Annotated in this window: 13 protein-coding genes and 2 tRNA genes; 7 read left to right on the top strand and 8 right to left on the bottom strand. The window is 67.0% G+C overall.

Annotated elements, in window-relative coordinates:
• Positions 1–30: 30 nt before the first annotated feature.
• From MHY20_RS11765 to MHY20_RS07325, 6 genes are all read left to right on the top strand, one after another.
• Positions 31–657: a DUF3566 domain-containing protein gene (locus MHY20_RS11765; protein WP_239375943.1), complete on the top strand. Its 627-nt coding sequence runs from the start codon at positions 31–33 to the stop codon at positions 655–657.
• A 231-nt stretch (positions 658–888) separates the two neighbouring features.
• Positions 889–962: transfer RNA gene (locus MHY20_RS07345), tRNA-Ile, on the top strand.
• 21 nt (positions 963–983) lie between these two features.
• Positions 984–1,127 carry a DLW-39 family protein gene (locus tag MHY20_RS07340; protein ID WP_239375941.1) on the top strand — a complete coding sequence of 48 codons (144 nt, stop codon included), beginning with the start codon at positions 984–986 and terminating at the stop codon, positions 1,125–1,127.
• A 25-nt stretch (positions 1,128–1,152) separates the two neighbouring features.
• Positions 1,153–1,225, top strand: a tRNA-Ala gene (locus tag MHY20_RS07335).
• A gap of 22 nt (positions 1,226–1,247) precedes the next feature.
• Positions 1,248–1,811 (top strand): hypothetical protein, encoded by a 564-nt coding sequence (locus MHY20_RS07330; protein WP_239375939.1) that lies wholly within the window; start codon positions 1,248–1,250, stop codon positions 1,809–1,811.
• Between the two features lie 628 nt (positions 1,812–2,439).
• A complete protein-coding gene (locus MHY20_RS07325; RefSeq protein WP_239375937.1) occupies positions 2,440–2,604 on the top strand; it encodes a hypothetical protein in 165 nt (54 codons plus the stop codon).
• Between the two features lie 449 nt (positions 2,605–3,053).
• On the opposite strand, the gene MHY20_RS07320 is transcribed toward MHY20_RS07325, so the two are convergent.
• The 7 genes from MHY20_RS07320 to MHY20_RS07290 all read right to left on the bottom strand — a co-directional run bounded on the left by MHY20_RS07320 (position 3,054) and on the right by MHY20_RS07290 (position 9,013).
• Positions 3,054–3,251 carry a hypothetical protein gene (locus MHY20_RS07320; RefSeq protein ID WP_239375935.1) on the bottom strand — a complete coding sequence of 66 codons (198 nt, stop codon included), beginning with the start codon at positions 3,249–3,251 and terminating at the stop codon, positions 3,054–3,056.
• Between the two features lie 2 nt (positions 3,252–3,253).
• Complete coding sequence (locus MHY20_RS07315; RefSeq protein ID WP_239375986.1) at positions 3,254–3,805, bottom strand: DUF4913 domain-containing protein; 552 nt, start codon at positions 3,803–3,805, stop codon at positions 3,254–3,256.
• A gap of 84 nt (positions 3,806–3,889) precedes the next feature.
• On the bottom strand, positions 3,890–4,339 hold the full coding sequence (locus tag MHY20_RS07310; RefSeq protein WP_239375933.1) for a single-stranded DNA-binding protein: 450 nt from the start codon (positions 4,337–4,339) through the stop codon (positions 3,890–3,892).
• 84 nt (positions 4,340–4,423) lie between these two features.
• Complete coding sequence (locus MHY20_RS07305; RefSeq protein ID WP_239375931.1) at positions 4,424–6,205, bottom strand: TraM recognition domain-containing protein; 1,782 nt, start codon at positions 6,203–6,205, stop codon at positions 4,424–4,426.
• Positions 6,202–6,738 (bottom strand): hypothetical protein, encoded by a 537-nt coding sequence (locus tag MHY20_RS07300; RefSeq protein ID WP_239375929.1) that lies wholly within the window; start codon positions 6,736–6,738, stop codon positions 6,202–6,204. The genes MHY20_RS07305 and MHY20_RS07300 overlap by 4 nt, the downstream gene beginning before the upstream one ends.
• Positions 6,738–8,222 (bottom strand): ATP-binding protein, encoded by a 1,485-nt coding sequence (locus tag MHY20_RS07295; protein ID WP_239375927.1) that lies wholly within the window; start codon positions 8,220–8,222, stop codon positions 6,738–6,740. The genes MHY20_RS07300 and MHY20_RS07295 overlap by 1 nt, the downstream gene beginning before the upstream one ends.
• Positions 8,219–9,013: a hypothetical protein gene (locus MHY20_RS07290; RefSeq protein WP_239375925.1), complete on the bottom strand. Its 795-nt coding sequence runs from the start codon at positions 9,011–9,013 to the stop codon at positions 8,219–8,221. The genes MHY20_RS07295 and MHY20_RS07290 overlap by 4 nt, the downstream gene beginning before the upstream one ends.
• 115 nt (positions 9,014–9,128) lie before the next feature.
• Here MHY20_RS07290 and MHY20_RS07285 point away from each other — a divergent pair, with 115 nt between their 5' ends.
• Positions 9,129–9,914, top strand: coding sequence for a hypothetical protein (locus MHY20_RS07285; RefSeq protein WP_239375923.1), 786 nt, complete (start codon positions 9,129–9,131; stop codon positions 9,912–9,914).
• Here the strand turns inward: MHY20_RS07285 and MHY20_RS07280 are convergent.
• Entirely contained in the window at positions 9,897–11,384 is a 1,488-nt protein-coding gene (locus tag MHY20_RS07280) for an SCO6880 family protein (protein WP_239375921.1), read from the bottom strand. The two genes, MHY20_RS07285 and MHY20_RS07280, sit on opposite strands and share 18 nt — an antisense overlap.
• Between the last annotated feature and the right edge of the window lie 138 nt (positions 11,385–11,522).

Raw genomic sequence — 11,522 nt, 5'->3', positions numbered from 1 at the left:
CCCGAACACACTCGACATGAGGAGAACTGCGTGAACACGACGGACAGCACCACCCCCCGCGGCTCCAGCAGTCCGGGCGGCTCCAGCAGTTCGGGCAGCTCCGGCGCGGCCGCGGCCGCCGGGTCCGACACCCGCGAAGGCGTGACCCAGAAGCTCTCGAAGGTGCGCGACGCCGTCGCCGGTCCGAAGGGCACGTCCCGCTCCCCGCGGCCGACGGGTTCCGGTCCGGCCGGGTCCGCGTCGAGCGCGAACATTCCCGGCGCGAAGGGCGCTGCCGGCGGCGCCGCGAAGCGGAACCCGCGCCGTGTTCGCCTCACACTGGCGCGTCTGGATCCGTGGAGCGTCATGAAGCTGTCGTTCCTCATCGCGATCGCCGTGGGCGTGGCGACCGTCATCGCCACTGCCGTGCTGTGGATGATGGTCGACGCGATCGGCCTCTGGGACCAGATCAACGAGATCGGCTCGACGATCAGTGAGGACGGCAAGCCGCTGAAGTTCCTCGAGTACTTCCAGTTCGGCAAGATGCTGTCCTACGCGACGCTGTTCTCGATCGTCAACGTCGTCATCATCACCGCGCTGGGCACGCTGTGCGCGTTCCTCTACAACATCGTGGCGGCGCTGCTCGGCGGCCTGAAGGTCACCTTCACCGACAGCTGAGCCCCAGCGGCGGGCGCCGCCCGGCTCCTGCGGCCTCCGTCGGCCCCGTCGGCGCGACTCTCGCGCCCCGCAGCCACCGTTGCCGCCCCGCCGCCGCGCTGTCACCGAGCGGCCACCCACCTGTGGCATGCCTGACACTCCCCGCACATGGTTTGGCCGTGGGCTCGGGGCGGGGTAGAGTTATTCGTCGGTAGGCGATGAGTTCCTGAACGATTCGCACCACCCGGATACGGGCCTATAGCTCAGTTGGTTAGAGCGCTGTCCTGATAAGACAGAGGTCACTGGTTCAAATCCAGTTAGGCCCACTCTCGGAAACGGAGGATCTGATGAAGGTTCTGAAGTGGACACTCGGCCTGGCGGCCGTTGCAGCAGCTGGTGTTGTTGCTTGGCGTCAGAGCGAAGCCGCTCGACTCGAAGAGGATCTGTGGGCTGAGGCTGAGGTCAAGACCTCGCCTTCCACCCGTGACTGAGGTCAGCTAGGCTGACATCACCCTCGGGGGTATGGCGCAATTGGTAGCGCACCTGCTTTGCAAGCAGGGGGTTAGGGGTTCGAGTCCCCTTACCTCCACGTAAGATGAGAAGATCGAAACTTGCCCCGCCTGATGGCGGGGCAGTTTTGTTTCTGCGGTGACGTGGGCCGGGGCATCGATGCGGGTGTGGGCGAGGACGCTGGCTGTGGTCTGCTCGGGGGTGTAGGTGGCGTTCTCTTCGTCGTCGATGGTGATGCGGGTGAACAGGGCGCGGTTGAGGATGCGTCGTTCGGCTGGTTCGCACTTGTTGTAGAGGTCGTTGAGGTCGACCAGGAGTTCGGTGAGCTGTTCCAAGCCTGTTCGGGCCTCGGCGTAGGTGTCGGTGAGGTTGTCGAGCCGTGTGCTGATCTGGTCGAGGCTGGCGCGGATGCGGTCTTGCTCGCTCTTGAGGAGGTCGAGGGGGATCGCGTCGGCGTAGTGAGCTTGGACGAGCTTGAGGCGTTCGGCTTCGAGCTTGTCGCGCTGGGCGGTCAGGAGCTTGCGTTCGTCCTCGCTGGATCCTTCGAGCTGGTCGAACACGTCGTTGAGGACCTTCCGGACGTGCTCAGCCTGGGTCTGGGTCAGGGAGTTGCGCTGGTAGGTGCGTTCGATCTCGGCTTCGGCGCGTTCGGCGAGGATCGCTGAGCGGGTGCAATTGGTGGTCTTGCGGCGTCGTCCGGAGCAGGTGAAGTACTCGTAGCGGTCCCCGGTCTTGTCGCGGGGGCGTTCGATCATGAGCTTGGCTCCGCAGGCGCAGTACAGGGTGCCTTTGAGGTAGTGGTCGTACTTCTGGGGTCGTTCGCCGCGGGCGTTGTTGGCGTCGAGGTTGGTTTGGACCCGCACCCAGGTCTCGGCGTCGACGAGGGGCTGGTGGGTGCCGTCGTAGGCGACGCCGCGGAAGGTGACGGTGCCCTGGTAGTAGGGGTTGGTCAGGATCTTGTGCAGCCCGGTGGTGGTGAGTGGCTTGGCCGGCTGCGAAGGGGTGGGTCGGGTGGTCAGGCCGCGGGCTGTGAGTTCTTTGGCCAGGCGCGACAGGGACCAGTCCCCGGTGGCGTAGGCTGTGAAGGCGAAACGGACGAGGCCGGCGCGTTCGGGGTCGATCTCGATCTCGCGGGACTCGCGTCCTCGGGCGTCGGTGGTGCGGACGTTGAGGTAGCCCAGAGGCGCTTTGGTGGGGGTGCCGCCGATCGCGGCCTTCTGGGTCATGCCTTTCAGGACTTCCTGGGCCAGGTTCAGCGAGTAGAACTCGGCCATGGAGGCCAGGATGCCGTGCATGAGCATCCCTGAGGGGGTCTCGTCGATGTTCTCGGTGACCGAGACCAGGCTGATGTTCGCATCCCGCAGCGCGGCGTGGATCTTGGCGTCATCGAGCCGGTTGCGGGCGAGGCGGTCGACCTTGTTGACGATGCAGTACCGCACCGGATGCGTGGTCGCGTAGTCGAGCATCTCTTGGAGCGCGCGTCGTTGGGCGGTCTTGGCTGACTCACCGGGCTCGATGAACTCCTTGATGATGACCGCACCGAGCTGTTCGGCCTTGCGCTGCGCGGCTTCGCGCTGGGCCGGGATCGACAGGCCCTCTTCCAGCCCATTGCGGGTGGCCTGATCCTTGGTCGAGACCCGCAGGTAGCTGATCGCCGCCACCTTCCCCTCACTCCCGGACGCAGTGGTGTCTGGGCGTGGTGTGGTGCGGGCGAGGCGTCGAAGGCCTGAGATGTCGAGGCCGGAGAGCAGATCGAGTGTCATGGTGACCGCCTTTCACAAGCCCCCACATAACTGGGGGCGGGTGGGGCGCCGGAGGCGGTCACGTCAGAGTCGAAAAGAACACCCCGCGAACGGGGCTTAGCAAGAGTAGGTGCCAACAGCGCCGTAACTTGATTTGGATACAGTTTATCGTTCGGCTACGAGCAGGCGACGAAGATGGGCACCGGACTGCCCGACGGGCTGGTCGCCGGCGGTGCGCAGCGCGATCCGGATCAACACCTCCGCAACCTTCGCGGCATCGATCTCCTCACGCGGCTCATACCGGACGCGCAGGGGCCGATCCGCCTCGACTCGGGCGGTGGTGCGGCGATACCGGCGCACCATCCTCAACCACCCTCGGGACCCGGAACATCGTCGCGAACCTCACCGGTCGCCGGGTCGATCCGGTCATCCAGACTCGCGTAGAAGGCGTCTTCGGCAGCCTGTCGCTCGTTGACCTGGTCGATGACGTATTGGACGAAGTCGGCGTCTCGGTCGGTGATGACGGACTCGTCGTGGGTGGGTTGGGGTCCTTCGCCGGGCCAGGTGGTCTGTCGGGTGGGTCGGTCGCGGTCAAGGCGGGTACCGGAGGCGGTGACCCAGTCACGGAGGCGGTGGCGGGCGTCGGCGAAGTCGCGGTGCCAGCCCAGGGGTGCGGAGCCGTTTTGTTCGGGGTCGTAGGCGCACAGCCAGTGCAGGTGCAGCGCGGACAGCTCCCACAGAAGTTCGGGGTGGCGGTGCCAGTAGGGCGGGATGACCGCGGCGGGTAGGCCGTAGGTGTGGCGGAGCCAGTCGACCCACCGGTTCAGCTCCAGCAGTTCGGCTTCCAGATCCTGCGCCGATAGGAGGTTCCAGTTGATCGGGTGCGGGGGTTCGGGCAGCGCGTTCGCGTCGAACATGTCGGGCTGGTCGTCGAGGATGCCGGGGTCCTCGTACTGGTCGTCGGGATCGGGGCCGTGAGTACTCATGATCAGTCCCCCGGGTCACATGCTGAGGCTGTCGGCTGCGGGCGTGGCCTGGTGGTGCTGGGGTGGTTCGAAGGCCTGCCCAGCCGCCTGACGTTCGAGAGCTTGGCGGGGTGTGCGGTCGACGTCGTAGCGGGTGCGGGCGGTGTCGTGGCCGATCTTCTTGGCGACGAACTCTTCGCCGGCGATGCGTTGTCCGTCGCGTTCGTAGGTGTAGTCGTGGGCGTAGCCTTCGGCGACGAACTGGTCGCCTTTGGTGAAGCGTTCGAAGGCGCGTTCGGCGGTGGCGCGGTAGAGGACGAGGTTGCCGAAGGAGGGTTCCAGTTTGGTGAAGGTGCCGTCTTCTTCGCGTTGGAAGTTCTCCTGGCCGTAGCGGGCGTAGAAGCGGGCATCGCCGCGTTCGGTGTAGGTCAGCTGCGGGTCGGATGCGATGAACCCGGACAGGGATTCCTGGGTGCGGATAGCCATGACGCGGTACCTCTCAACTCGTGGACTGCAGCCCGCTGGTGGTGTGGGCTGCTGGTACCGGTCAGGTGCACCCCGCGACCCCGGTCATGCACGGGGGTTCTGCAGGAGCTGTTCCAGTTCGCGGCGGTTGCGTTTGAGGGTCTCGGCGTCGGGACGGGTGGGCCAGGCGGTCAGGTCGGTGATGATCGGCGGCGCGGAGCGGAGCAGGGTGACGCCGGTGCCGAAGGGGAGGGTGCGGATGCGGTCGGGTGGCAGGATCGGCACCCGCCGTACGGAGCGCTGGTTCGACCTGGTGCCGTGGTCACCGAGGGTGACGGAGTCGGTGTATTCGTCGCGTTCGCCGATGAGGGTGGTGAGGTCTTGGAGGTCGCGACTGTTGGAGGCGCCGCCGAGGATGAGTTTGACGATGGCGGCGTCCCAGATCGCTCCGGCTTGGTGGTCGGACCACTTGTCGCGTGCCTGGGCGAGCGATTGGAGGACGGGTAGGGTGGTGATGCCGGTGCCGCCACCTTCGGCCATCAACGTCGGCAGGGACGGCAGCGGCGCGAGGTTCCCAATCTCATCCAGGGCCAGCAGGAGGGGTGGGTCGAGCCGTGCGCCGGGTGAGCGGGCGGCGAGACGCCGGGCGGTTTCGATGAGGTCTTCGATGAACGCCGCCACCAACGCCGCCGAAGCCCCGGCACCAGCACCCGTGGCGAGCAGGTACAGCGTCCCGGACTCGCGCAGGAAGGTTTCGGGGTCGAATGGGGTCTCGCCCTCGCGGGGTGTGACCGCGCCGAGGACGCGGGGGTCGGCGAGGGCGCCGAGGGCGAGGGCGACGCCTTGCCAGATGGAGTCGCGGGTCTTGGGGTCGGCGTCGATCATCGCCCCCAGCGAGTCCGCCCACCCGGCGGCAGCATCGGGGTGGTTGGTGAGGATCGCGACCGCTTCAGCAGCGGCGGCAGGGTCGAGAGTCCACCGGAACAAGTCCGCCGGCTTCCGAGAGTCCAACGCCGCGGCGTGGAGGAGGGCTTGGAGGGCCGTGCGGGTCTTGCCCTCCCAGAACCCACCCGACTCCACACCACCAGCCGACAACCCGGTGGCAGAAGCCAGCCCGGTCGCGCGGATCATCGCCGTCAGCGGATCCTCACAGCCGCGGACGGGTGACCACCGCATCCCCGCCGGGAGTACTCCGGCCAGGCGCTGGGGATCGAACACCGCCACCGGGCCACGACGCTGCCGGGCGCGGAGGGTGGCGGTGAGATTGTCGGGGCGCGTGCTGGTGGTGACCACGGGGCCGGGGGCGTCGAGGATGGCGGGGATGACGACGTGCAGGCCCTTGCCGGAGCGGGGCGGGCCGATCAGCAGAATCGAGTCCTCCACACTCGCCCACACCCCCTGCCCCTTCGACGACCCGAGCCGATACCCCACCTCACCCGGCGTCGGGTCCTTCAGCGACGGCCGCAACGTCGAGGCCCGTTTCAGGAGAGCTTTGTCGGAGGCGACCTGGGCGACCTCGTGCCGCGTCGTCGTGCCCGCCAACCGATGCGGATCCACCACCTGAGCATGGGAGCGACGCCGCCAGGCGACCCATCCCCAGCCCGCGAGTGCGACCAGCCCGCCCAGAGCGACGATGGTGGTGACCCAATAGGCAACGGGGCTGAGACCAGGCGCCCCCAACGCGACTGCGGGGTTACCGGGGTCGAATAACACCCCGGCACCGGCGGCCCAGCTCGCTGTGGGCTGGGGTGCTCCGGTGAGGAACGCGGCGACCGACCCGGCCGCGCGGAGCACGAGGGTGAGCAGGAACAAGGCGTTGAGGCCGATGAGGGCGGCGTTGGTCAGTTCCTCACCCATCGACCCACTCTGCCGCTGCGAGGTACTCATCGCGTCTCCTGCACGATGACGGTTCCGGAGGCCCGTCCGACCACCACCACCGGACCCAAGGCAGTGTCGGGTGGGGTGATGGTGCCGTTCTCATCCGCCGCGACTTCCTCGGTGATCTGGGCGAGGAGCACCGTCTCACCGGGCAAGAACCCCACCAGCCGGCCCGAATCATCTGTCGGGGGCGCTGGAGTGTCCGCAGCGGCTTCCTCGTCGGCAGGGGCCGGGACGTCCGGCTCGGGTTCGGGGGCGCGGCGTGGTCGGTGGGCGTGGATGATGTCGGTGAAGTGACTCCCGTCGGACTCATACACATCCACTCGCACGGGAATACGGCGCTGCTCGGTGAGGTCATCAAGGATCGCTGCGAAGTCACCCCGATCCCACACCTCACCGGCCGGCGGAAGATGCGGTTGCTGGTCGACGGTCACCGTCAGGGTGCCGGTGATGTCGACGGTGATGACCACGTGCCGCAACACCACCGGCACCGTCTCGCTCGGGTCGTTGCGGCGGTGTCTCAGGGCGGGAAGCTTGGGCATTACTTGACTCCTGCGGTGAGGCGGCGGCTGGTGTCGAACAGCTCCAGCTCGCCGGGGTGGAGCTGGTGCTGGATCACGAACGAGCGGTTCTTGATCCGCCACAGCCCCTGACCCACGCCAAGGTTTGGCAGCAGGGTCTGTTCGGTGCCGGTCAGGCCGAGGGCGGTGGCGGTGGGGCCGAGCTGGTCGGATTCCTGGCGGTAGACGATCCGCGTCTCCGCATTCGCCAACAGACTGTTGGCCAGCGAGCGCATGGCGGAACCTTCGTCGCCGACGTTGTCGAGGTCGGAGAGTTTGTGGAAGATCAGCATGTTCGCGATCCCGTAATGCCGGGCCAGACGCCAATGCGCATCCATCCGCTTCAACAACGCCGGATGGGACATCAGCCGCCAGGCCTCGTCATAGATCACCCACCGCTGCCCACCGTTCGGGTCCAATAGCGCGGATTCCATCCACGCCGAGCTGCAGGTCATCAACACGCTGATGAGGGTGGAGTTCTCGGTCACCCGGGACAGGTCCAGGCTGATCATCGGCAGATCCGGGTCGAACGCCACGGTGGATGGGCCGTCGAACAGGCCAGCGAGGTCACCGGCCACCAGGCGCCGCAGCGCGTGGCCGACCAGGCGCCCGTCTTCAGCCAGGCGCCCGTCGGGGTCGTGGCTGGGGGCGAGGATGTGGTCGACGACCATGGGCAGGATCGGCACCTCGTTCTCCGCCACCGTCGCGGTCAGGGCGAGGTCGATCGCGGTGTGTTCCAACGGCGTCAGCCCCCGCGCCAGCACTGTTTCGGCCAAGGCTCCGATCAGGTCACGGCGCCGGGACGCGACGGTGCTCGCCCACTCCTGGTCGGTGAGCCCACCGGGGCGGTGCCCCTCATCCAGGGGATTCAACCGGCTGTGGAGGCCGTGGCCGAGCACGATCGCCTTCCCACCCACCGCTTCGGCGACCGCGGTGTGTTCGCCCTTGGGGTCGCCGGGAACGTAGACGCGGCGCCCGAACGGCAACGACCGCGTATACAGCGACTTCGCCAACGACGATTTGCCCGATCCGACGATTCCCGCCAGCACCAGGTTCGGGGCGGTGATGATCCCGCGGGCGTAGAGGACCCACGGGTCGTAGACGAAACTGCCACCCGAATACAGGTCCTGCCCGACGAACACCCCATCCGACCCCAGGCCGCCTTCGGCCATGAACGGATACGCCCCGGCCAACGTGGCCGAGGTGTCCTGATGCCGCGGCAACCGCAACGGTCCCGGCGACCGCAACGCCGCCGGCCCCGCCTCGCCCGGCGCCGGCAGAAACGTCGTCGCCTTCCGCTCCTCCCGTTCCGCCAGCGCTTTCGCCTTCGCCGCCTCCCGCTCGACCCTGGCCCGCTCAGCCTGCAGCCGGGCCGCAGCCTGACGACGAGCCTTACGAGCTTTCCGCCGCTCCGCAGCCGGGGACACCAACACCGCAGCGTGCAGCCGTTCCTTCTCGCCACTCACAGCGACCGCCCCACCGAAGACGACGCTGCGCCGCCACCCACCTTGGGTGCGAACCAGTCCGTACCGTCAGCTGCTCGACGCGGAGACTCGGGCGTGACCCCACTGAGAGCGTCCCGTGCCGCCACCACGTCCTCGTCGTAACTGGGGTCAGGGACGGTGTCGGGGTGTTCGCGGACCAGCCCGACATACCCCATCTGCGGGTTGTAGGTCAGAACATACCCGTCGGCCTCGAAGCTGCGATCCCACTGCCCACCCGGCAGCTCGTCGTACACCTCACCGTTCACGAACGCCGCCGCGGTGGTTTCGTCGCCGAAGTCCCACTGCGCCAGATGCGCAATCCCCGCCTGCACCCCCTCTACATCAATCAGCTCCAGCACCTCATCGGCCTCGGGGCCCTGGAGGAACACCACATTCACCCACCGCCGCGAACGCTCGGGCTCAGGGATGGTGTGGGTGTGCCAGGCGATCCGACCGGAGGCTTCGTGCGCGCGCATTACCCGGTCAGCGACCTCATCCAGTCCGTCGGCGGCCTGATGCAACTCATCTGCCGCTGCCAACGCCACCGCCTCCGCCGGCGCGCGGTCATCGGTGAACGCGATGTCGCGGTGATCAGCATGAGCACGAGACAGCTGGTCCAGCACCTGCCGCAACAGCCGCACCGACCCCGACACCTCACCCAACAACCGGTACATGTCAACCGGATCCTCAAACGCGCGAGTCGCGTGCGCCAACCCACGCAACCCCTCATAGGCCTCAGCAGCATCAGCAACCGGATCAACAAACGTCGCCATCCCAACAGTCCTCTCTACGCAGCGGCGGATTGCCTACGAGGGAGGTGCGCTCGGCTGCACGCAGGAAATGTCAGAGGTGGCCGCCAGACTGAAGGCAGCGCAGAGAGGAGAAGACGTGATCGAAACCGTCAAAGCCCTGCCCGGGCTCATCAAGGACTGGAAGACCAACAGTGATCTGATTTACCAACTCGTTGGATGCCTCGCTGGGGTGCTGACAATTGCCGCGTACGTTCGCGAGCAACGCCCCAGTGAGGTTCTCGCAGCCGCCATGAACGCCATTGGGGCTTCGGGGGTCGGAGGGTGGTTCGAGTCCGGCCTCCCACCTTTACTTGCCGAGCCGCATGTTGAGGCAAGCCGCACACTCGTGTCGCTGGCAGCATTGGCTGTCCTGGCGATGCTGATCAAACCATTCTTCAACGCCAAGCGTGACGACTGGCCTATTGACCTTCAGGCTCGAGGACTCTTGGGCTCGCGCGCAGCAGCCACGACGTGGGTGTTGCTCATGCTCGCTGCTCAATTCGCGTCCATAGCGTGGGTGGTCGAGTGGCTGCGTTCACAAGTGCAGGTCGCTGTGATTGTTACCGTCGTGACCGCTTTGATTCTCGGACTGGCATATGTTGCTGCGCGCAGACTCCAGATGCACAGCCTTCTCGATGCTGCTGGCGGCTGGCTCACGCACATGGTGGCGAGAGTAGGCGCAGTCGTGATCATGACGGGATTCGCCTTGGCGTTCGCCGTCATCGGGCCAGTCATAGGTGCCGCATCCTGGCTCTGCACAACAGAGTCTGATGCGTATTCAGATACCAAGCGACGGGTCGCACAAGAACTCGCCCGTTCGCAGCAGCCAACCGGAGCTATCCGGCTGTCGTCGCAACCAGAGGCGTCAGACTTGGCGGCATAGGGGTAGGGCTGCGGCGGTGAAGGCTTGGGCTTGTTGTCCGGCGAGGAGTCGGGTTTCGAAGTTGGCTTGGATCGCGGCTTGTTCGAGGGCTGCGACGTGGGCGTCGAGGTCTTCGATCGTGGTGGCGGTGACGGTGATCAGGCCGGTGTAGCGCAGGATGCCGTGGCCAGCGGTGAGGTCGGCTTCTTGCTGGAGAACATCGTGGTACTCAGCCGTCTGGGCGGCATCCTCGATCTGCCCGATTTTGGCGCGTTGGGCTTGGTCGGAGATGTGCTCGACCTTCTTCTTGCGGATGTCGCGGGCGGCCTGGTCGGACCGCATGGGAGTGCAGATCAGGGAGAACGACCGTTGGATCCCGCTGGAGAGCAGGATGGGTGAGAGGAAACCTGGGTAGACCATGGAGCGCGGCCATTCACTGATCCACAGCACCGCATGGTGGGCGGAATCGGTGCGGATACGACCCCAGGTCTCGTTGACCGCGACCGGTCCGGCGGTAGCGAGTTGCTGGCCGATCTCGCCGTGGCGTTCCAAAGTGGCGGCGATCGCGGGGTCGTAGGCCGAGCGCAGGATCACGGCGATCTGTCCGGGGGTGAGCCAACCGGAAGGGGTGAGGTCGGCTGAGCGGAGCGCGGCGGTAAGGGTGTTCATCTCTTGACGCAGGGCGGCAGCTGCTCCACGGATCCCGCCGCCCGCGGTGCGGATCTGCCTCGCCGCGTTTCTCATGTCGAGGGATACGGAGAGTGTGGTGGCGTGGCGTTCGCCGGCGGGTCCGGCGCGGTCGATGAGTTCGGCGTAGGTAGTGGCAGCCCAGCTCGTGTCCTCGGGCTGGCCATGGGTGGTCCACCATTCGGCGAGCCCGGTGCCGGAGTCGGGCAGGGTACGTTCCAAGATTTGCAGGGTGGCGATCCTGCCGGAGCGGCAGACGGTGGCCAGGACGCGGCCCCAGGCGGTGACGCGGCGTTCTTGTTCGGCGGGGTCGAGGAGCACGAACGCGGGGTGGGTGATTTCGCACACCACCGTGAGCGTGTTCTGGTGGGGGTCGTGGATCATGCCCGCCCCCGTGGTCGGATCCTCGTACTCACGCAGCCGCGCCTGGTCTCCAGGTAGGGCGAGGGTTCCGGCGGGGCGTGGGGTGACGATGCGACGCCGGTAGAGGAGTTGGCCGATGGTGGTGCGGTAGACCCACCAGCCGGCCACGGGCACCCACTCAATGACCGGGCGTCCCGCGACAGGTACCCAGGTGAGGAGGACGGCGGTGGCCCAGATGGGGGCGGTGTAGGCCAGCCACATCCCGCCCCCCGCGTACAGGGCGGTGACGATGGTGGCGATCGCGATCCCGACGGTGACCAGCTGGGCCGCGGACAGGCCAAGCAGGATGCCGCGGCGGGTCAGGCGGGAGAATTTCACCGGCACCAGCTCCGAACCGGTCGCCTCCGGGTCGTGGCTGTTGTTCTTGTTGCGGCGGCTCATGACTGCGGCTCCTTCCCTGCACTCGGTGGTGGGGTGTCAGCTGGTGGCGGGTTCGGCACCGGCGCGGACGGCGCCACCTGCTCACCCCCACTCGGTGAAGACGACCCCGGTTGTGAGCTTGAGGGGCTGGGAGGGGCG

It is taken from the genome of Helcobacillus sp. ACRRO, from assembly GCF_022347125.1.
GTDB lineage: Bacteria > Actinomycetota > Actinomycetes > Actinomycetales > Dermabacteraceae > Helcobacillus > Helcobacillus massiliensis.
The sequence above is the reverse complement of the archived record's forward strand: the minus strand, read 5'-3'. Positions and strand labels throughout refer to the sequence as shown.

Bases quoted from the DNA above. Each gene is read 5' to 3' on its own strand.
- MHY20_RS07310 (WP_239375933.1), bottom strand. From the start codon at position 4,339: ATGGCTATCCGCACCCAGGAATCCCTGTCCGGGTTCATCGCATCCGAC.
- MHY20_RS07290 (WP_239375925.1), bottom strand. From the start codon at position 9,013: ATGGCGACGTTTGTTGATCCGGTTGCTGATGCTGCTGAGGCCTATGAG.
- MHY20_RS07305 (WP_239375931.1), bottom strand. From the start codon at position 6,205: ATGAGTACCTCGCAGCGGCAGAGTGGGTCGATGGGTGAGGAACTGACC.
- MHY20_RS07315 (WP_239375986.1), bottom strand. From the start codon at position 3,805: ATGTTCGACGCGAACGCGCTGCCCGAACCCCCGCACCCGATCAACTGG.
- MHY20_RS07340 (WP_239375941.1), top strand. From the start codon at position 984: ATGAAGGTTCTGAAGTGGACACTCGGCCTGGCGGCCGTTGCAGCAGCT.
- MHY20_RS07280 (WP_239375921.1), bottom strand. From the start codon at position 11,384: ATGAGCCGCCGCAACAAGAACAACAGCCACGACCCGGAGGCGACCGGT.
- MHY20_RS07320 (WP_239375935.1), bottom strand. From the start codon at position 3,251: ATGGTGCGCCGGTATCGCCGCACCACCGCCCGAGTCGAGGCGGATCGG.
- MHY20_RS07325 (WP_239375937.1), top strand. From the start codon at position 2,440: ATGAGCATCCCTGAGGGGGTCTCGTCGATGTTCTCGGTGACCGAGACC.
- MHY20_RS07300 (WP_239375929.1), bottom strand. From the start codon at position 6,738: ATGCCCAAGCTTCCCGCCCTGAGACACCGCCGCAACGACCCGAGCGAG.